At 67.2% G+C, this 20167-nt stretch carries 19 protein-coding genes; 16 read left to right on the top strand and 3 right to left on the bottom strand.

The window, feature by feature from the left end:
• Positions 1–4 precede the first annotated feature (4 nt).
• From tcuA to VHP37_23170, 15 genes are all read left to right on the top strand, one after another.
• Positions 5–1495 carry an FAD-dependent tricarballylate dehydrogenase TcuA gene (gene tcuA / locus VHP37_23240; protein ID HEX2829284.1) on the top strand — a complete coding sequence of 497 codons (1491 nt, stop codon included), beginning with the start codon at positions 5–7 and terminating at the stop codon, positions 1493–1495.
• A complete protein-coding gene (locus VHP37_23235) occupies positions 1431–2477 on the top strand; it encodes an NAD(P)-dependent oxidoreductase (protein ID HEX2829283.1) in 1047 nt (348 codons plus the stop codon). Before tcuA ends, VHP37_23235 begins: the two co-directional genes overlap by 65 nt.
• Positions 2478–2540: 63 nt before the next feature.
• Entirely contained in the window at positions 2541–3518 is a 978-nt protein-coding gene (locus VHP37_23230; protein HEX2829282.1) for a CysB family HTH-type transcriptional regulator, read from the top strand.
• Positions 3515–4045 carry a thiamine pyrophosphate-binding protein gene (locus VHP37_23225; protein ID HEX2829281.1) on the top strand — a complete coding sequence of 177 codons (531 nt, stop codon included), beginning with the start codon at positions 3515–3517 and terminating at the stop codon, positions 4043–4045. Before VHP37_23230 ends, VHP37_23225 begins: the two co-directional genes overlap by 4 nt.
• On the top strand, positions 4045–4647 hold the full coding sequence (locus tag VHP37_23220) for a thiamine pyrophosphate-dependent enzyme (GenBank protein HEX2829280.1): 603 nt from the start codon (positions 4045–4047) through the stop codon (positions 4645–4647). The genes VHP37_23225 and VHP37_23220 overlap by 1 nt, the downstream gene beginning before the upstream one ends.
• Before the next feature lie 103 nt (positions 4648–4750).
• A complete protein-coding gene (locus VHP37_23215; protein ID HEX2829279.1) occupies positions 4751–6118 on the top strand; it encodes an MmgE/PrpD family protein in 1368 nt (455 codons plus the stop codon).
• A gap of 30 nt (positions 6119–6148) precedes the next feature.
• Positions 6149–7111, top strand: coding sequence for a tripartite tricarboxylate transporter substrate binding protein (locus VHP37_23210; protein ID HEX2829278.1), 963 nt, complete (start codon positions 6149–6151; stop codon positions 7109–7111).
• 11 nt (positions 7112–7122) lie between these two features.
• Positions 7123–8091 (top strand): tripartite tricarboxylate transporter substrate binding protein, encoded by a 969-nt coding sequence (locus tag VHP37_23205; GenBank protein HEX2829277.1) that lies wholly within the window; start codon positions 7123–7125, stop codon positions 8089–8091.
• A complete protein-coding gene (locus VHP37_23200; protein ID HEX2829276.1) occupies positions 8091–9092 on the top strand; it encodes a tripartite tricarboxylate transporter substrate binding protein in 1002 nt (333 codons plus the stop codon). Before VHP37_23205 ends, VHP37_23200 begins: the two co-directional genes overlap by 1 nt.
• 181 nt (positions 9093–9273) lie before the next feature.
• Positions 9274–11946, top strand: a complete 2673-nt coding sequence (gene acnA / locus VHP37_23195) for an aconitate hydratase AcnA (protein HEX2829275.1) — start codon at positions 9274–9276, stop codon at positions 11944–11946.
• Positions 11947–11953: 7 nt separating this feature from the next.
• A complete protein-coding gene (locus tag VHP37_23190; GenBank protein HEX2829274.1) occupies positions 11954–12910 on the top strand; it encodes a hydroxymethylglutaryl-CoA lyase in 957 nt (318 codons plus the stop codon).
• Positions 12910–13866 carry a tripartite tricarboxylate transporter substrate binding protein gene (locus tag VHP37_23185; GenBank protein HEX2829273.1) on the top strand — a complete coding sequence of 319 codons (957 nt, stop codon included), beginning with the start codon at positions 12910–12912 and terminating at the stop codon, positions 13864–13866. The genes VHP37_23190 and VHP37_23185 overlap by 1 nt, the downstream gene beginning before the upstream one ends.
• Before the next feature lie 10 nt (positions 13867–13876).
• Positions 13877–14737, top strand: coding sequence for a class II aldolase/adducin family protein (locus tag VHP37_23180; GenBank protein HEX2829272.1), 861 nt, complete (start codon positions 13877–13879; stop codon positions 14735–14737).
• A gap of 16 nt (positions 14738–14753) precedes the next feature.
• On the top strand, positions 14754–15995 hold the full coding sequence (locus tag VHP37_23175; protein HEX2829271.1) for an aconitase/3-isopropylmalate dehydratase large subunit family protein: 1242 nt from the start codon (positions 14754–14756) through the stop codon (positions 15993–15995).
• A 167-nt stretch (positions 15996–16162) separates the two neighbouring features.
• Positions 16163–16669 (top strand): 3-isopropylmalate dehydratase, encoded by a 507-nt coding sequence (locus VHP37_23170; GenBank protein ID HEX2829270.1) that lies wholly within the window; start codon positions 16163–16165, stop codon positions 16667–16669.
• On the opposite strand, the gene VHP37_23165 is transcribed toward VHP37_23170, so the two are convergent.
• From VHP37_23165 to VHP37_23155, 3 genes are read right to left on the bottom strand one after another with little or no spacing between them, the layout of a single operon-like run.
• Positions 16662–18026, bottom strand: coding sequence for an MmgE/PrpD family protein (locus VHP37_23165; protein HEX2829269.1), 1365 nt, complete (start codon positions 18024–18026; stop codon positions 16662–16664). The genes VHP37_23170 and VHP37_23165 overlap by 8 nt on opposite strands.
• A gap of 1 nt (position 18027) precedes the next feature.
• The gene (locus VHP37_23160) at positions 18028–18405 is read right to left on the bottom strand and encodes a carboxymuconolactone decarboxylase family protein (GenBank protein HEX2829268.1); all 378 of its coding nucleotides are present in this window, start codon (positions 18403–18405) and stop codon (positions 18028–18030) included.
• 17 nt (positions 18406–18422) lie between these two features.
• Complete coding sequence (locus VHP37_23155) at positions 18423–19127, bottom strand: GntR family transcriptional regulator (GenBank protein ID HEX2829267.1); 705 nt, start codon at positions 19125–19127, stop codon at positions 18423–18425.
• Between the two features lie 104 nt (positions 19128–19231).
• Here VHP37_23155 and VHP37_23150 point away from each other — a divergent pair, with 104 nt between their 5' ends.
• Positions 19232–20149, top strand: coding sequence for an SDR family NAD(P)-dependent oxidoreductase (locus VHP37_23150; protein ID HEX2829266.1), 918 nt, complete (start codon positions 19232–19234; stop codon positions 20147–20149).
• Positions 20150–20167: the final 18 nt, after the last annotated feature.

Raw genomic sequence — 20167 nt, 5'->3', positions numbered from 1 at the left:
GTGGATGGAAGGCAAGTACGACGTCATCGTGGTCGGCGGCGGCAATGCCGCTCTGTGCGCGGCGATCACTGCGGCCGACGAAGGCGCGAAGGTCCTGCTGCTCGAGCGCGCGCCGGAAGAAGATCGCGGCGGCAACAGCACGTACACCGAAGGCCTGATGCGCTTCGTCTACGAAGGCTCGGAAGACATCTTCGCGCTCTCGCCCGATCTGTCGGAAGAAGAGAGAAAGAGCGACTTCGGCACCTACACCGAAGACAAGTTCTTCGACGACATGGCGCGCATCACGCAGAACCGCACCGATCCCGACCTCTGCGAGCTGCTCGTGCGCGGCTCCAAGCAGACGATGCACTGGCTCAAGGACAAGGGCGTGCGCTGGCTGCCGCAGTTCGGCCGGCAATCGTTCAAGGTCGACGGCAAGTTCACTTTCTGGGGCGGCGCGACGCTCGCGGCGGTCGGCGGCGGACCGGGCCTGGTGCAGACGCTCTACAAAGCGGCGGAGAAAGCCGGCGTCACCGTCCTCTACAACGCATGGGCGAAATCGCTGCTGCACTCCGACGCGGGCGTACACGGCGTGGTCGTCAAGCTGGATGGCGTAACGAAAGAATTCCATGCGAACAGCGTGATCCTGGCGTGCGGCGGATTCGAAGCGAACGCGGCGTGGCGTGCGCGCCACCTCGGGCCGGGCTGGGACCTCGCGAAAGTGCGCGGCTCGAAATACAACACCGGCGACGGCTTGCAGATGGCGATGGACATCGGCGCCCAGCCGTGGGGCCACTGGTCGGGCTGCCACTCGGTGGGCTGGGAGCGCTACGCCTCGGACTTCGGCGACCCCTCGACGATCGACGATTACGAGCGCGACAACTATCCCTTCTCGATCATGATCAACGCCGACGGCAAGCGCTTCGTCGACGAAGGCGCGGACATCCGCAACTACACCTACGCCAAATACGGCCGCATCATCCTCCAGCAGCCGATGCAGTTCGCGTGGCAGCTCTTCGATTCGTCGGTGCTGCACTATCTGCGCCCCGAGTACAAGTCGAAGCACGTGACCAAGGTGAAGGCGAACAGCCTCGAAGAGCTGGTCGAGAAGCTCGACGACGTCAACAAGCCCGAGCTCCTCAAGACGATCAGGGAGTTCAACGCCGCGGTGAAGCGCGACGTGCCGTTCAGCCCGAACGTGAAGGACGGACGCTGCACGGTCGGCCTCGAGCTTCCGAAGTCCAACTGGGCGATCCCGCTCGAGAATCCGCCGTTCGAAGCCTACGCGGTGACGTGCGGCATCACGTTCACGTTCGGCGGCCTGCGCATCACCAACGACGCACAGGTCGTCGACACCGGCCACCGGCCCATCCCCGGCCTCTATGCCGCGGGGGAGATGGTCGGCGGGCTGTTCTACTTCAACTACCCCGGCGCGACCGGGCTGATGAGCGGTGCGGTCTTCGGGCGCATCGCGGGACGTAACGCGGCGAAAGCCAGGCTCGCGATCGCGGCTTGAGGATCGTCGTTCCCGCGCAGGCGGGAATCCATTTCAAAAACGGTTAAGGTCAGGATGGGTCCCCGCTTTCGCGGGGACGACGGACAGCAGAGGACATATGGACAAGGCAACTAAAGAGAACACCCGCATCGGCTTCATCGGCGTCGGCAACATGGGCGCGCCGATGGTGCGCAATCTCACCAAGGCGGGCTGGAAAGTCACCGTCTACGACACCGATCCGGCGAAGACAGCGGAATTCACCGCGGCGAAATCGCTCGCGGACCTCGCGGCCGGCTCCGAGGTGGTGATCACCATGCTGCCCGACGGCCACATCGTGCGGCGCGTCGCACTGGGGCGCGAAGAAGGCGACGACTGCCTCGCCAAGGGGTTCAAACAGGGCGCGCTGATCATCGACATGAGCTCTTCCGCGCCGGTCGGCACGCGCGAGCTGGGCGAAGACCTCGCCAAGCGCGGCCTCAAACTGCTGGACGCGCCGGTCTCGGGCGGCGTCAAAGGCGCGGTCGCAGCGACGATGTCGATCATGCTGGGCGGCGACAAGGCGGTCGCCGAAGCGCACGACGATCTCCTCGCCGCGATGGGCAAGCGCTTCTACGTCGGCTCGCTCGGATCGGGCCACGCCGCCAAGGTGCTGAACAACTACGTCTCCGCGGCGGGCCTCGCCGCTGCGGCTGAAGCGGTGCGGGTGGCGAAGAGCTTCGGCATCGACCCGCACACCCTGATCGGGGTCATCAACGCCTCCACCGGCCGCAACAACAGCACCGAGAACAAGTTCGAGCAGTTCATCCTCAACGAGAAGTTCAACTCGGGCTTCGCGCTGGGCCTCATGGCCAAGGACATCACGCTGGCGATGGAAGTCGCCGAGAAGTGCGGCGTCCCGGCCGAGCTCGGCAAGGCGACCCTCGAGATGTGGAAGAAAGCGGAGAAACAGCTCGGCGGCGCCGCGGATCACACCGCGATCGCGCGCTACGTCAACGAACAATAATCCGGGTCAGAGTCACATTTCATGATCACCGCCGAAAATGTGACTCCGACCCGGATTTCTTCGATGAAGCTGCAGCAGCTCAAATACATCGTCGAAGTGCATCGCCGCGGCAACCACATCTCGGCCGCCGCGGAGGCGCTGCACACCTCGCAGCCCGGGCTCTCGAAGCAGATCCAGCTTCTCGAGTCCGAGCTCGGCGTGGAGATCTTCCAGAGGAAGCGCAACCGCGTGGTCGGTCTGACCGAGCCGGGGCGCGAGGTGCTGGAGATCGCCCAGCGCATCCTCAACGACGTCGACAATCTCAAGAGCGTGCGCGAGGAGTACGACGAGCGCGAGCAGGGCGCCCTCACCATCGCGACGACGCACACCTACGCGCGCTACGTGCTGCCGCACGTGGTGGAGAAATTCATGCGGCGCTATCCGCGCGTGAAGCTCGGGTTGCACCAGGGCACGCCGACGCAGATCTGCGAAGCGGTCGAATCGGGCGAAGCGGACCTTGCGCTCGGCACCGAGACGATGCGGCCTTTCCCCAGGCTCACCATGCTGCCGTGCTTTCCGATCTCGCGCAGCATCATCGCCAAGAAAGGCCACCCGGTCCTGCGCGCGAAGAACCTCACGCTGCAGGAGCTGGCGAAGTATCCGATCATCGCCCACGACCGCCAGCGCAGCGGGAGCTGGAAGGTGATGGACGCTTTCCGCCGCGCGGGGATCGAGCCCAACATCATCTTCGGCGCGGTCGACGCCGACGTGTGCAAGACCTACGTCGAGCTGGGCCTGGGTGTGGCCATCCTCGCGACCGTGGCGGTCGACCCCGCGCACGATCGCGACCTGCGCGCGCGCGACGCGAGCCATCTCTTCGAGTCGAGCACGACCTATATCTCGCTGCGCCAGCACAGCTATTTGAGACGCTACGTCTACGACTTCATCACGACCCTGGCGCCCGCGCTGACGCCGGAAGTGGTCCGCGCCGCGGTGCAGGGCGTGGAAGCGCAGCCGCCGCAATTGAAGAACCAACGCAAACACAACGGAGCGAAACCGTGAAACAGGAAACCCCTGCGCGCCCCTGGGCGCGCGACATCTACGACACCTTCAAGCGCCTGAAGATCGCCCAGGTCGCCTACGTCCCCGACGCCGGACACACGCAGCTCATCAACGACTGCGAGGCCGACAAGGAGATGAAGGTGGTCTCGCTCACCACCGAGCAGGAAGGCGTGGCGATGCTCGCCGGCTCCTGGCTCGGCGGCGATCGCGGCGCGCTGCTGATGCAATCGTCCGGCGCGGGCAACTGCATGAACATGCTCTCGCTCGCGCAGGAAGCGCGTTTCCCGATGCTGATGCTCGTGACGATGCGCGGCGAGTGGGGCGAGTTCAACCCGTGGCAGATCGCGATGGGGCAGGGCACGCAGAAGCTGCTCGAAGACGCGGGCTGCATCGTGCAGCGCGTCGACCGCGCCGAGGAGATCGGCGAAGTGGTGTTCGCCGCCGGTACGATGGCGTTCAGCACCAATCGTCCGATCGCGGTGCTGATCGGCCAGCGCGTCGTGGGATTCAAGGACTGGAGCAAGTGATGAACGACACCGTCAAGAAACAAGGCACCCTCGACCGCCGCGAAGTGGTGAAGGCGATCCTCGACAAGCGCGGTGATGCGCTGGTCGTCACCGGCCTGGGATCGAGCTGCTACGACTGCGGCGTGCACGACCATCTCAACACCTTCTATCTGTGGGGCGCGATGGGCGCCGCCGCGATGCTCGGCCTCGGCCTCGCGCTCGCGCAGCCTTCCCGCCGTGTCATCGTGGTCACCGGCGACGGCGAGATGCTGATGGGGCTGGGTGCCCTCGCGACCATCGGCGCGAAGCGTCCGCCGAACCTCTCGATCGTCGTCATGGACAACGAGCTCTACGCCGAGACCGGCATGCAGCCCACGCACACCGCCAAGGGCGTGAGCCTGTCGGGCATGGCGAAAGCCGCGACGTTCGCCTATGCGGAGACCGTCTACACGCAGGACGAGCTGGAGAAAGGCATCGCCGCGATCTACGACACCGCGGGACCCGCGCTGCTCGACATCAAGGTGAGCAACAAGCGCTATCCGATGTCGATCCGGCTGCGCGACGGCGCGCACCTCAAGAACCGCTTCCGCGAGCACCTGCTCGGCCAGAAGGCGTTCGATTGAAGTTCGTGCGCCACGGGATTGCTTCGTCGCCGCCGCTCCTCGCAATGACGGTCATCGCGAGGAGCGCGCAGCGCGACGTGGCGATTCGGAGGCGCTCGCTAACATGACCACTCATAGCCGAACCCTCGCCGAGTTCCTCGCGACGCTGTCTTCCGACCGCGTGCCCGCGAGCACCGTAGACGCGGCGAAGTGGTGCCTGCTCGACACCCTCGGCTGCATGCTCTTCGGCGCGCCCGAGCCGTGGTCGCGGATCATGGCGGAGGAGATGCTGGCGGAAGGCTCGCAAGGCGTCGCTTCGATCGTCGGACGCAAAGAGCTCGTCACCGCGCCCGCCGCCGCGCTCTGCAACGGCACCGCGGCTCACGGCTTCGAGCTCGACGACCACCTCGACGAAGCGATCGTGCATCCCGGCGCGATCGTGGTGTCGGCGGCGCTGGCGGCGGCCGAAGCCGCGGACGCATCGGGCGAGCGCCTGTTGCTGGGCCTCATCGCCGGTTACGAGATGCTCGACCGCCTCGGCCGCGCGATGGGCACCAGGCCTTCACAGCACGGCTGGCACAAGACCGCGGTGGCGGGACCCGTCGGCGCCGCGGTCGCGGCGTCGGTCGTGATGAACCTCGATGCCGACGCGCTCCGGCGCGCCGTCGGCCTCGCCTGCGCAGCCTCGTCGGGCACCAAGGCGTTCGCCGCAGGCGAGGGCGGCGGCATGGAAAAGCGCATGCACGCGGGACGCGCAGCGGAAGCCGGCGTGCGCATGGCGCAGCTTAGCAGCCGCGGCTTCACCTCGCCGCCCAGCGCGATCGAAGGGCGCTTCGGCCTGCTGCACGTGATGTCGGGGGAGGCGGCGCAACCGGAGCTGCTCACGCAAGACCTCGGTACGCACTGGGCCGTCGAGCACGTCTACGTGAAGCTCTATCCCTGCTGTGCGTGGATACAGGCGGCGGCGCAGCAGCTCGTTGAGCTGCGCGGTGCGCGTGCCCTGAAGCTCGAAGAAATCGCCCGCGTCCAGGTCGGCGTCTCGGCGTATGCGCTGGCGCAGAACGGCGGGCGCAATCCGCAAGACACGTTCGGCGCGCAGTTCAGCATCCCGTATTGCGCCGCGCTCGCGCTGACCGGCGATCCGGCGGATCCCGCCGCGTACGCGCCCGACACGCCGGATGCGCGGCCGCGCATGGACCTCGCGCAGCGCGTCGAGCTCGTCGTCGATCCGGAGATGGAAGCCGCCTATCCGAAGCATTACGGCGCGCGAGTGGAGCTGGAGCTGCGCAACGGAGAGCGGAAAGTCAGCAGCAGGCTCGACCCGCACGGCATGCCGGCGGACCCGTGCACGCCGCAGGAGCTGATTCAAAAATTCGAAAGCCTCGCCGCGCGCGTGAAAGCGCGCGAGGACGCGGCCGGGATCATCGAGAAAGCACGCAACGCCGAGCGCTCAGGAAGCGCACGCGAGCTCGCGGCACTGCTGCGGGCCTAACACAACCTTAAGTTCCACCGGAGGGGCACGATGGGTTTTGTCGTACGCAGTCTCACGCTGTTCGCCGCACTGTGCGCGTTCGCGCACGCGCAAAACTATCCGACCAAGCCGGTGCGCATCATCGTCGGCTTCGTCGCCGGCGGGCCTTCGGACCTCGTCGCGCGCATGGTCGCCACCGGCCTGTCCGAGCGCATGGGCCAGCAGTTCATCGTCGAGAACCGGGCGGGCGCGACGGGCCTGATCGGCGCCGAGCTCGTCGCCAAGGCGCCGCCCGACGGACACACCCTGTATCTGGCGAGCCAGACGACCCACGCGGTCGCGCCGGCGATGTATCCGAAGGTCGGCTTCGATCCGATCAAGGATTTCGCGACGGTGGTGCGCGTCGCGCACAACCCGCTGCTCATGGTGTCGCACCCGTCGCTGCCGGTGAAGAGCTTCCAGGACGTGGTGGCGCTCGCCAAGGCCCGGCCGGGCCAGATCAACTTCGCCACCGGCGGCATCGGCTCGTCGCCGCACATGTCGATGGAGCTCATCCGGAGCATGACCGGCATCAACATGGTGCCGATCCACTACAAGGGCGACGGCGCCGCGATCATCGATCTGCTCGGCGGCCACGTGCAGCTCTTCACCGCGAGCATCGGCACGCTGCTGCCGAACGTTCGCTCCGGCAAGATGCGCGGGCTCGCGGTGACGAGCCTCAAGCGCTCGGCGATGGCGCCCGAGTTCCCGACGCTCGACGAATCGGGCCTCAAGGGTTTCGAAGTGCTGACGTGGTTCGGCATCCTCGCGCCCGCGGGCACGCCGCAACCGATCGTCAACCGATTGAACGAGCAGATCCTGCACGTGGTGGCCGCGCCCGCGACGCGCGAGCAGCTTTTGAAGATGGGTTTCGAAGTGCTTTCGAACACGCCGCAGGAATACGCGGCGTTTCTGAAGCAGGAGCATGCGCGCTGGGGCAAGGTCGTGCGCGACCTCGGGCTCAAGGCGGAATGAGAGGAGTAGGGATGTACGTGGCACGACTGGCAGTTGCAGTAAGCGCGCTCGGGCTTTGCGCCGGCGCGGCAGCACAAAACTATCCGACGAAGCCGGTGCGCATCGTCGTCAACTTCGCACCCGGCGGCGGAACCGACATCGTCGCGCGCGCGCTGGCGGCCGAGTTCACCAGGACGCTGGGCCAGCAGTTCATCGTCGAGAACCGCGCGGGCGGCAACGGCAACATCGGCGCCGACGTCGTGGCGAAAGCGCCGCCCGACGGGCACACGGTGCTGGTCGCGACCAATGCCGCGATCGTCATCAATCCGCACCTCTACAAGAAGCTGTCGTACGACCCGCTGAAGGACCTGGCGCCGGTCAGCCAGATCGCCACGCTGCCGTTCGTCCTCGTGACGCACCCGACCGTGCCCGCGAAGAGCCTCCGCGACCTGATCGCGCTGGCCAAGGCGACGCCGAAGGGCCTCACTTACGGCTCGTCGGGCACCGGCGGCGGCGCGCACCTCGCCGGCGAGATGCTGAAGAACATGGCGCACATGAACATCGTCCACGTGCCGTACAAGGGCAGCGCGCCGGCGCTCACCGGCATCCTCTCGGGCGAGGTGGACTTCATGTTCGTGAGCATTCTGACGGTGACACCGCTCATCAAGGACCGGCGCATGCGCGCGATCGCGGTGTCGAGCCCGAAGCGCAATCCCGCGCTGCCGGACGTGCCGGCGCTGTCCGAGCTGCCGCAGCTCAAGACCGCGGAATCCGACCTGTGGTACGGCATGCTCGCGCCGGCGCGCACCGATCCCCGCGTGATCGATGTATTGCAGAGGGAGACCGCCCGCGTCGTCGCGCTGCCCGACTTCAAGAACAAGTTCGAGCCGAGCGGCACGATCCTCGTCGGCAACACGCCGGACGCATTCGGCAAAGTCATCCGCAGCGATTACGAGCGCTGGGGCGCCGTGATCAAAGCTGCTGGGACGACGGCGGACTGATGGAGCGCGCGCCCGTCATTCCCGCGAAGGCGGGAATCCATTTTGACGTAAAGGCGTTGTTCGTCGCGCTGTGCGTCGCCCTTCCGACTGCGCACGCCCAATCCTATCCGTCCAAACCGATACGTCTCGTCGTGCCGTTCCCCCCGGGCGGCCCCGCCGATCTCGTCGCGCGACCGCTCGCGCAGCGCCTGAACGAGGCGCTCGGCCAGCCGGTGATCGTCGACAACCGGCCCGGCGCGACCGGCACGATCGGCGCCTCGCTCGTCGCGAAGTCGCCCGCGGACGGCTACACGCTGCTCCTGGGCACGAGCAACGAGATCGTGATGAGCCCGGGCCTCTACGCGAAGCTGCCTTACGACCCGAACCGCGACTTCACCGCCGTCACGCCGGTGATCACGTTTCCGAACATCCTCGTCGTCAACCCGGCGCTGCCGGTCCGCTCGGCGAAGGAGCTGGTCGCGCTGGCGCGCTCGAACCCGCAGCGGCTCAACTTCGGCACCAGCGGGATCGGCAGCACGAACCACCTGACGGGCGAGCTGTTCAAGAGCGCGGCGCAGGTCAAGGTGAGCTTCGTCGCGTACAAGGGCGGCGGCCCCGCGACGACCGATCTCGTCGCGGGACACATCGAAGCGATGTTCGCGACACTGCCATCGGCGGTCGCGCTGGTGAACGCCGGCAAGCTGCGCGGCCTGATGGTGACCGACGCGAAACGCTGGCACGCGGTGAGCGCGGTTCCGAGCGCGCCGGAAGCGGGCCTCGCGGCCGTTCAGGTGCTTACCTGGAACGGCGTGCTCGGCCCGGCAGGACTACCGCCTGACGTGCTGGAGCGCCTGCATCAGCACATCGTGAAGATCATGGCGACGCAGGACATGAAAGACCGCATGACCGCGCTGGCATCCGAAGCGACGACGAGCAGCGCGCGGGAGTTTGCCGAGACCGTGCGCAGCGACTTCGCGAAGTGGGTACAGGTGATCAAGCAGACCGGCATTAGAGCCGAATAAGGTCAAAGGCGTTTTAACCGCAAAGGACGCAAAGGACGCAAAGGAAAGCGATGCGGTCGCGAATGCCTCGCCGAATCACGTTGTCTTGAACATGAGGAACCGATGACGGGCGCCCGATGAATGAATTCCTTTGCGTCCTTTGCGTCCTTGGCGGTTCATAGCTTTTAACAAGGTATAGAGCATGACGAATCCATTCGACAGCACCACAAAACGCGAGATCGACTTCGGCAACGGCAAGAAGCGCGCTTATTACTCGCTCCCTGCGCTCGAGCAGAGCGGGGCGGGGCGCATCTCGCGGCTGCCGGTCTCCTTGCGCATCGTTCTCGAATCGCTGCTTCGCAACTGCGACGGCAAGCGGGTCCTCGAGCGGCAGGTGCGCGCGCTCGCGGCGTGGCAGCCGAACGACCAGCGCGAGGAGGAGATTCCTTTCACCGTCGGCCGCGTGGTGCTCAACTGCGCCGCCGGCATACCGCTCCTCGGCGATCTCACCGCGATCCGCGGCGCGGTCACGCGCATGGGCCACGCCGGCGAGATCGTGCAGCCCGTGGTGCCGGTCGACATGACGCTCGATCACACGCTCACCGTCGACTACCACGGCACGCCCGACGCGCTCGCCAAGAACATGGCGCTCGAGACCGAGCGCAACCACGAGCGTTTCCGCTTCGTGAAGTGGGCGCTGCAGGCGTACAAGGGCATCCGCTTCCTGCCGCCGGGCTGGGGCATCCTGCATCAGCTGAATCTCGAGTTCCTCGCGCCGGGCTACCTCGAGAAAGACGGCGTGATCTATCCCGACACGCTGGTCGGCACCGATTCGCATACGGGCATGATCGCGGGCCTCGGCACCGTCGGCTGGGGCGTGGGCGGCATCGAAGCCGAAGCGGCGGTGCTTGGACAGCCGGTGTGCTTCCTCACGCCCGACGTCACCGGCGTGCACGTCACCGGCGCGCTGAAGCATGGCGTCACCTCGACCGACCTCGTGCTGCACGTCACCGAGATGCTGCGCCGCGCGAAGGTGGTGGGGCACTTCGTCGAATACTTCGGCGACGGCGTCGCGAATCTCACGCTGCCCGACCGCGCCACGATCTCCAACATGGCGGTCGAATACGGCGCGACCATCGGCTACTTCCCGGTCGACGAGCAGACCTGCCGCTACCTGCTGCAAACCGGCCGCTCGGAAGAGCGCGTGCGCGAGACCGAAGCGTTATACCGCGCGCAAGGCTGCTTCGGCGCGGCGCGCAAAGGCGAGGTCGATTACAGCCGCGTCATCGAGCTCGATCTCTCCACGGTGGAGCCCAACGTCGCGGGACCGAAGCGTCCGCAGGACCGCATCGCGCTGAAGAACATCAAGCGCCGTTTCGACGAAGTGCTGACTCAGCCTGCCGCGAGCGGCGGTTACGAGAAGGCGCGCAATGCCGAAGGCAAGGTGAGGCACGGCGACGTCGTCATCGCCGCCATCACCTCGTGCACCAACACGTCCAATCCGGGCGTGATGGTCGCCGCCGGTCTCGTCGCGAAGAAAGCGATCGAGCGAGGCCTGAAGGTCAACGCCAAGGTCAAGACTTCGCTGACGCCGGGCTCGACGGTCGTGAGCCGCTATCTCGATGCGACCGGCCTCCAGCCGTACCTGGACAAGCTCGGCTTCAACGTCGCCGGCTATACCTGCGGCACGTGCGTGGGCGCTTCGGGCCCGATCGACGCCGCGGTGGAGAAAGCGATCGCCGACGACGACGTCGTCGCGTGCGCGGTGCTCTCGGGCAACCGCAACTTCGAGGCGCGCATCCATCCGGCGGTGCGCGCGGCATTCCTCGCGAGCCCGCCGTTGGTGGTCGCGTTCGCCCTCGCTGGCCGAGTGAACATCGACTTCGACAAGGAGCCGATCGCCGGGGACGTGTACCTACGCGACGTCTGGCCGACGGCCGAAGAGCTGGCAGAAGCCTTGCGTATCGCGGAGAACCCGGCGTTCTATCGCGAGACCTACAGCGCCGACATCACCAGCCGCAACCCGCACTGGAAAGACATCCCGCAGGCGAAGGGCGAGATGTATACGTGGGAGGGCGAATCGAGCTACATCAAGGAGCCGCCGTTCCTCGGCGAGCCGCTGCGCTCGTCGACGCTCGCCGACATCCGCGGCGCGCGTGCCCTGGCGATCCTCGGCAACTCGATCACCACCGACCACATCAGCCCGATCGGCAGCATCAAGTCCACTTCGCCCGCCGGCCTCTATCTTCAGAAGCTCGGCGTCACGCCCGCGGACTTCAACAACTACGGCGCGCGCCGCATGAACCACGAGGTGATGATGCGCGGCACGTTCGCCAACGTGCGGCTGAAGAACCTCATGGTGCCCGGCGTCGAAGGCGGCGTGACGGTGCACCAGCCGAGCGCGACGCAGACGACCATCTACGACGCGGCGATCCGCTACGCCGCCGACCGCGTGCCGCTGATCGTCATCGCGGGCGAGGAATACGGCACCGGCAGCGCGCGCGACTGGGCGGCCAAAGGCACGCGGCTGCTGGGCGTGCGCGCGGTGGTCGCTTCGAGCTTCGAGCGCATCCACCGCAGCAACCTCGTCGGCATGGGCGTGCTGCCGTGTCAGCTTCCCGCGGGCGTCACCGCCGCGACACTGAAGCTCGACGGCAGCGAGACGTTCGACCTCGTCGGCCTGTCCGAGCGTGCGCAGCCGCGCCAGCAGGTCACGCTCGTCATCACGCGCGCGAACGGCGAGAAGCAGGACGTGCCGCTCACGCTGCGGCTCGACACGCCGGCCGAGATCGAATACCAGCGGCACGGCGGGATCATGCCGTACGTGCTTTCCGAGATCACCCGATCGGCGCAGCGCAGGCCGGCCACCGTCTGAGGCACAGATGTCCGATTTCCCGAAAGCGATCCACATCCAGGAAGAAGGCCCGCGCGAAGGGTTCCAGATCGAGCCCGGCCCCATCGCCACCGCGCGCAAGATCGAGCTGATCGACGCGCTGTCGCAGACCGGGCTCGAGCACATCCAGATCGTCTCGTTCGTGAATCCCAAGCGCGTTCCCGGCATGGCGGACGCGGAAGAGGTCGTGAACGGCATCCAGAAGCAGGACGGCGTGAACTACACCGCGGTGTGGCTCAACGACAAGGGCCTGGAGCGCGCGCTGGCGATGCCGCGGCTGCACGTCGAAGGGAAGATCTCGCTGTCGGCCTCCGAGAAATTCCTGATGCGCAACCAGAACAAGACCATGCAGGCACAGGTCGACTACAACCACCGTGCGGTCGAGCGCTTCAAGGCGCTCGGCATCCCGGTGAAGCGCGCTGGCATCAACTCCGCCTTCGGCTGCAACTTCCAGGGCGACGTGCCGGTGAGCACGATCATGGATCTCGTCGCGCAGGCGCACGAGATCGCCGCCGAGCACGATGTCGACATCGAGACCTTCGGCTTGTCGGACACCATGGCGTGGGCGACGCCGACCTCCATCAAGCGCACGGTCGGGGCGATCCGCGAGCGCTACCCGTCGTTGCGCATCAGCCTGCACCTGCACGACACGCGAGGCATGGCGATCGCCAATGCTTACGCGGGGCTCGAGATGGGCGTCGACATGTACGACGCGTGCATCGCCGGACTCGGCGGCTGCCCGTTCGCGGGCCACAAAGGCGCGGCGGGCAACGTCTGCACCGAGGATCTCGCGTTCATGTGCGCTGAGATGGGCATAGAGACCGGTCTCGATCTGGATCGGCTCATCGATTGCGCGAAGCTGGCCGAGGACATCGTCGGCCATCCGCTGCCGGGGTCGGTCATGAAAGGCGGCAGCCTCGCGCGGCTGCGCGCGCAGGTCCACTAGTGCGCGCCGTACTCGCCGCGATCGCGTGCGCGGTCGCCTGCCACGCCACGGCCGCCGAGCCGTATCCGACGCGCCCGGTGCGTTTCATCGTCGCTGCGGGCGCGGGCGGCAGCACCGATGCGCTCGCGCGGGTCGTGGGCGAACGCCTGGCGCCCGTCTTGCGACAGCCCATCGTCTACGACAACCGGCCCGGCGCCGGCGGCGTGATCGCCGGCGAAGTGGCGTCGCGCGCCGCGCCCGACGGCCACACGCTGCTCTTCAGCACCAGCGCCGCGATCGCGGTCAGCGTGAGCCTGTACAAGAAGCTGCCGTACGACCCGGTGCGCGACTTCGCGCCGATCGTGCTCGTCGCGACGCAGCCTTACATGCTGATCGCGCATCCGTCGTCGGCCTCGTCGGTGAAGGAGCTGATCGCGATGGCGAAAGCGAAACCGGGGCTGATCGGTTTCGCGCACACCGGCGCCGGCAGCGGCACGCACCTCACCGCCGAGCTCTTCATGCGCGCGGCGCAGGTGAAGCTCATGAGCGTGCCGTACAAGACGAGCACCGGCTCGGTCACGGCGGTTGTCTCGGGCGAAGTGCCGCTCACGTTCACGAGCGTATTCTTCGCCTACGCGCAGGCGAAAGCGGGACGGGCGCGCGCGCTCGCGGTCACCGGCAGCCGGCGCTCTCCCGCGGCGCCCGAAGTGCCGACGTTCGCCGAAGCGGGATTGCCCGGTTACGTCACGGGCAACTGGTACGGCGTGCTTGCGCCGGCGCGTACGCCTGCGGCCATCGTCTCGCTGCTCAACACCCAGATCAACGCCGCGCTCAAGCGGCCCGAGGTCGCCGAGCCGCTGGTGCACCAGGGTTTCGAGCCCGCGGGCGGCTCGCCGCAGGAGTTTGCGAAGTTCATCCGGTCCGAGATCGCGCAATACGCGTCGGTGATCAAGGCCGCGGGGATACAGGCGGACTAAAGGAGAAACGATGAAAACAGTACCGAAGAACGCCACCGTCACGCGCCTGCGCGCACGCGCACCCGCGAAGAAGGCCACGGTCACCAAGCTGCGTCCGCCGCCGCGCCGGCAGCCGAAGGAGCGCATCTCGTCGGAAGAGTGGCAGGCACGGGTCGAGCTCGCGGCCGCGTATCGCCTGTGCGCGATCATGGGCTGGACCGACATGATCAGCACCCATCTGTCGTGCCGGGTGCCCGGTCGGCACGACCAGTTCCTCATCAATCCGTACGGGCTCATGTTCGAGGAGATCACCGCCTCGTCGCTGCTCAAGATCGACGTCGAAGGCAACAAGCTCTCCGAGTCGCCGTACAACGCCAACCGCGCGGGCTTCGTCATCCACAGCGCGGTGCACATGGGCCGCGCCGACGCGCACTGCGTCATGCACCTGCACACGCACTACGGCACCGCGGTGTCGATGCAGAAGCAGGGGCTGCTGCCGATCTCGCAGCAGGCGCTCACCGTGATGAGCCTCCTCAAATACCACTCGTACGAAGGCGTGGCCTTCGACACCGGCGAGCGCGAGCGCCTGCTCGAGGACCTCGGACCGGACGGCGCGATGCTCATCCTGCGCAATCACGGCACGCTCACGCTCGGCGAGACCGTCGGCGAAGCCTTCGCGCGCATGAATCGCCTCGAGCGCGCGTGCCGACTCCAGGTGCTGGCGCTGTCGGGCGGCGCGGAGCCGAACCCGGTCGCACAGGAGGTCGTCGACCACGCGATGGCGCAAGGCCCGCAGATCTACGGCAAGGGCGGCCAGTCCGCGGGCGGCGCGCTGGTGTGGTCGGCGCTGCTGCGCAAGCTCGACCGCGAGAACCCCGGCTACGACACCTGAGGCGACGACCGTGGGCATGACGATCGCCGAGAAGATCCTCGCGAAAAGGAGCGGGCGCGAGCGCGTTGCGCCCGGCGATCTGGTGACGGTCCCGGTCGACGTCGTGTTCCTCCTCGACACCAACTTCATGCCGAACCGCTGGTTCGACGTGCTGCGCGTCGCCGATCCCGACCGCATCGTGGTGGTGTTCGACCACCGGGTGCCGGCGATGAATCCGCCTTCGGCGATCGCGATGCAGACCGGGCGCGAGTTCGTGAAGCGCTTCGGCATCAAGCGCTTTCACGATGTCGGTTACACGCAAGGCATCAGCCATCAGCTCGCGGTCGACAACGCCTACGCGCTGCCCGGCAGCGTGCTCATCGGCAGCGACTCGCACACCGGCAGCGGCGGGGCGCTGAACTGCCTCGCGCGCGGCGTGGGGCCGCCCGACGTGGTCTATGCGGCGGTGACCGGCGAGACGTGGTTCGCGGTGGGCGAGACGGTGCGCTACGAGCTGCGCGGCAAGCTCCCGCGCGCGGTGACCGCGAAGGACGCTTTCCTGCACATCGCCGGGCGCTACGGCGATCACGTGACCACGAACGTCGAGTTCGGCGGCCCGGGCATGAAGGACCTCTCGATCGCCGCGCGCAAGACGCTGACGACGATGGCGACCGAGCTCGCGGCGGAGTTCGCGACGTTCGAGCCCGACGAGATCATGAACGGCTGGCTGCGCGAGCGCACTGACGCGGCGTACGAGTGCGTCTATCCCGACGCGGATGCGGCGTATGCCGACGTGCGCACGGTGGATCTGTCGTCGCTGGAGCCGCTGGTGGCGTTTCCCGACGCGGTGATCGACAACTCGCAGCCGGTCTCGGCGGCGGCCGGAACCGCGATCGACCAGGCGTTCGTCGGCTCGTGCGCCAACGGCACGCTCGAAGACCTGGAGCTCACGGCGAGCGTGGTGCAAGGGCGCAAGGTGAAGACGCGCTTCATCGTCACGCCGGCGTCGCAGGCGATCTATCGAGAAGCGAGCCGCCGCGGCCTCATCGACATCCTGAACGAAGCCGGCGCGGTGGTGACCCACGCCTCGTGCGGCGCATGCTCGGCGGTCCACTCCGGCATCCTGGCCCCCGGCGAGACGTGCATCACCGCCTCGACCCGCAACTTCAAAGGCCGCATGGGCGACCCGACCGCACGGATCTTCATGGCGTCACCCGCGACCGTCGCGGCCTCGGCTTTGACGGGCGTGATCACGGATCCGCGCGAATTTTTGAGCTGATTAGTTGAACCGCAAAGGACGCAAAGGAAAAGCGATGAGGCGGTCGCGAGCGCCTTGCTCTGTCGCGTTCCTTGAGCACGAAGAGCCGGGTGACTAGCCACCCGAAGAATTCCTTTGCGTCCTTTGCGACCTTGGCGGTCAATTGCTTTTGACTTTGACTTGATCGAATGAAATTCAAAGCCCGAGCCTGGAAGTTCCCGGACAACATCAACACCGACCTCATCCTGCCGTCGCCGGCGAGCATGCTGCCGGTGTCTGAGCAGCCGCGGTACGTGTTTCAGGCGAACCGGCCGGGGTGGGTGGACCTCGTGCAGCCGGGCGACATCATCGTCGCGGGGACGAACTTCGGGATGGGCTCGAGCCGGCCCGCGGCGCGTTCGCTGCGGAACCTGGGCCTGAGCTGCGTCGTCGCCGAGTCGCTCAACGGCCTCTTCTTCCGCAACTGCGTGAACTACGCGTTTCCGGCGATGGTGTGCGCCGGCGTCTCCACGCTGTTCGAGGAAGGCGAGATCGCCGAGGTCGATTTCGACGCGAGCACCGTCACCAACGCGACGACGGCCAGGTCGCTGCGGGGCAAGCCGGTTCCCCGGCAGCTTCTGGACATCGTCAAAGCCGGGGGCATCTACCCGCTGCTCGCGAAAGCAGGGGCGATCGTATTCCCTGCGACTACCTGAGCGCCGCCGCGAGCTCGCGCGCCGAGCGCAGGCGGTCGAGCGTGCGCACGCTCTGCACCGCGCGCTCGACGGTTTGCGGTGGGAGCACGCGCGAAGCGAGCCGTGAGAACTTCTGCAGCCGCTCGCTTTCGGTGACCGGATCGGCGGGCATGCCGTGAGGGTCGAGGATGCTGCTCGGAAGCTTGCGCCCGTCGGCGAGCCGCACTTCGACGCTGGCGCCGTAATGCCGCGGATAGACTGCTTCCATCTCGGGGTCGACGAAGAGCTCGACCTTCGAAGCGAGCGCGCGCCGCGAGGCGTCCTCGAGCGCGCCGCCGCTGTACATCGCGGGGTCGTGAGGATTGCCGGTCAGCGCGAGCGCGGTGCAATACGGGATGCTGTACTGTGCGCCCATGGTGTCGACGGGAGCCGGCTCGCCGTTGATGCGCCGGGCGTACGAGTTGACGCCGATGCGCACCGCCTCGATCTGCGAGGCCGCGAGCGGCTGCGCACCGCGCAGCGCGACGAGCTGCTGCACCGGCGCCTGTATCCAGCTGCAGCACGGAAACACTTTCACGAACACCCGGTTCACCGCCCAGCGCTCGCCGAGATCCTTGCCGATGAGGTCGGGCTGCGCGGTCTCGCCCCCGAACACTTCGAGCACGCCGAAGCGTCCTTCGATCGCGTTCGGCGGACCGCTGAAGCCGCGCGCAGCGAGCTGCGCCATGCGCACGCCCGCTTCGGCCGAGCGCCCGGCGTGCATGCGCTTCATCATGCCGCCGCCGCTACCGGTCGCGAAGGTCTTGATGCCCGACGCGGCGGAGCAGGCGAGACCGACCGACGACTGAAGCTCGCCGAGGGAGAGCTTCATCACTACGCCCGCGGCGACCGCGGCGCCGATCGGACCCGCCAGCGAGGTCTTGTGAAAGCCGCGATGCGCGGGCTCGAGCCCGAGCGCTAGACCGACGCGATCCATGACTTCGTAGCCCGCGATCACACCGAGGAGCACGCGCTCGCCCGGGGCGTCCGCCGCTTCCGCCGCGGCGATCGCGGCGGGAACGACGATCGCGCCCGGATGCACGATCGCTTCGTCGAGGAGATCGTCGAGCTCGAAGCCGTGGCTCGCCGTGCCGTTGCACAGCGCCGCCGCGGGTGCGGAGACGCCGCCGGTCCGGCCGAGGATCGTGCTCGTCCCGCGCGGCGCCTCGTCGCCGATCTCCGAAGCCATGATCTCGCTCCACGCCTCGCGGCTGCCGTAAAGACCGCAGCCGAGCGTGTCGAGCACGCACCACTTCGCGTTCTCGACCACCGAGCGCGGCAGCTTCGAAAGCGCAAGATCGCGGACGAGCTCGAGCAGCCCCTCGGTGGCGCCGGGCACGCTACGACTTCGCTTCGCCGATCACCTGCTTGGCGACGCGGAAGCAGTCGACGCCGACGGGGATGCCGCAATACACCGCGATCTGGATCAGCACCGCGCGCAGCTCTTCCTTGGTCAGGCCGTTGCGGATCGCGCCGCGCAGGTGCAGCTCGAACTCGTGCATCTTGCCCAGCGCCGCGATCATGCCGAGGTTGAGGATGCTGCGCTCGCGGCGCGACAGGGTCTCGTCGGTCCAGCACAGGCCCCAGCAATACTCGCTGACGACTTCCTGGAACGGCTTGTTGAAGTCGTCGGCGTTCTTCATCGCGCGATCGACGTACTCGTCGCCGAGCACTTCGCGGCGCGCTTTCAGTCCTGCATCCATCAGTTGCTTGTCCACGGTTTCCTTCCTTTCGTTCAGACGTTTGGGGTCGAGGCTTCGGGAGCCTGTTGCTTGCGCAGTACTTCGAGCGCCGCCTCGGCGGCGCTCGCCACGTGCTCGGTCGAGGCGCGCCACGCGCCTTCCTCGTCGCGGGCCGCCACCGCGTCCACGATGCGGCGAATCTCGGCAATGCTGAGCGCGGTGCGCGACGGATTCGACAGCGAAGTGACGCGAAGCTGGCTCACCCGCGCGTGGATGCCGCGCAGAACCTGCGCCGCGAGCTGGTTGCCCGCGCCCTCCATGAGCACTTCGTAGAAGCGGGCTTTCGCCTTGAGGAAAGCGGACGCTTCGAAGCTTGCGTACACGCGCTCGATCTCGTCGGTCGCCGCGCGCAGCTCCTCGATCTGCCCCGCGCTGGCCTGGCGCGCGAAAAGCCGGGCGCCGAGCGCCTCGAGCACGCCGCGGAGCTGGTAGATCTCCTCCGCCAGCCGAATGCTGATCGGGGTCACCACCGGCGCCTTATTCGGGACGTTCTGGATCAGCCCTTCGGACTCGAGCTCGACCAGGCCTTCGCGCAACGACGTGCGCGAGACGCCGAGCATCTCGCAGAGCTCACGCTCCCTCAGACGCTCGCCCGGCTTCAGGTGACCTTGCATGATCGCTTCGCGAAGCCTGCCCACCACCTGCTTGCGCAGGGGTGCCGGCGCTTCGATCGCCCGTAGCGGGGCCGTTGAGCTCATCAGGGTGTGTTCGGCCCTCGGGTCGGCCGACTGTGTAACTTAATGGTTAGCATATTGTATGATCGTCTACAATAAAGCAAGCAGACTTACAGAAAGGATATGACATGCCGGGTATCGTCGAAGGCAAAGCGGTCGTCGTGACCGGCGCAGGAGGCGGCATCGGCCGCGACATCGCGATCGGGATGGCCGCGGCGGGCGCACGCGTCGTCGTCAACGACATCGGCGCGTCGCTCGGCGGCCAGGTGCAGGAAGGCGAATCCGCCGCCCAGCGCGTGGTCGGCGAAATCCGCGCGGCGGGCGGCGAGGCCGTCGCCAGCGCGGACTCGGTCGCCACGTGGGCGTCGGCCGAGCGCATCATCCAGTGCGCGCTCGACCACTTCGGCCGCATCGACGCGGTCGTCAACAATGCGGGCATCCTGCGCGACCGCATCTTCCACAAGATGACCGAGGACGACTGGCGCTCGGTCGTCGCGGTGCATCTCGACGGCTCGTTTTTCATGAGCCGCGCCGCGGCCAATCACATGCGCAACCAGAACGCCGGCGCGTTCGTGCACATGACCTCCGCTTCCGGCCTGGTCGGCAATTTCGGGCAGGCGAACTACTCCGCGGCGAAGCTCGGGATCGCCGCGCTCTCCAAGAGCATCGCGCTCGACATGGCGCGCTACAACGTGCGCTCCAACTGCATCGCGCCGTACGCGTGGAGCCGCATGACGAGCTCGATCCCGGCCAACACGCCCGAGGAGAAGGACCGCGTCGAGAAGCTCAAGCGTATGGAGTCGCGCAAGATCGCGCCGATGGCGGTGTATCTCGCGAGCGACGCGGCCGCGTCGGTGACGGGGCAGATCTTCGGCGTGCGCGCCAACGAGATCATGCTCTTCAGCCAGCCGCGTCCGGTCCGCTCGGTCCATCACACGCCGGAGTGGACGCCCGAGGCGATCGCGGAGATCGCGGTGCCCGCCATGCAGAAGCATTTCTACCCGCTCGACCGTTCCGCCGACGTCGTCGGCTGGGACCCGATCTGAAACGCGCGCTTCACGCGC

This window comes from Burkholderiales bacterium, assembly GCA_036262035.1.
Lineage (GTDB): Bacteria > Pseudomonadota > Gammaproteobacteria > Burkholderiales > SG8-41 > JAQGMV01.
The sequence above is the reverse complement of the archived record's forward strand: the minus strand, read 5'-3'. Positions and strand labels throughout refer to the sequence as shown.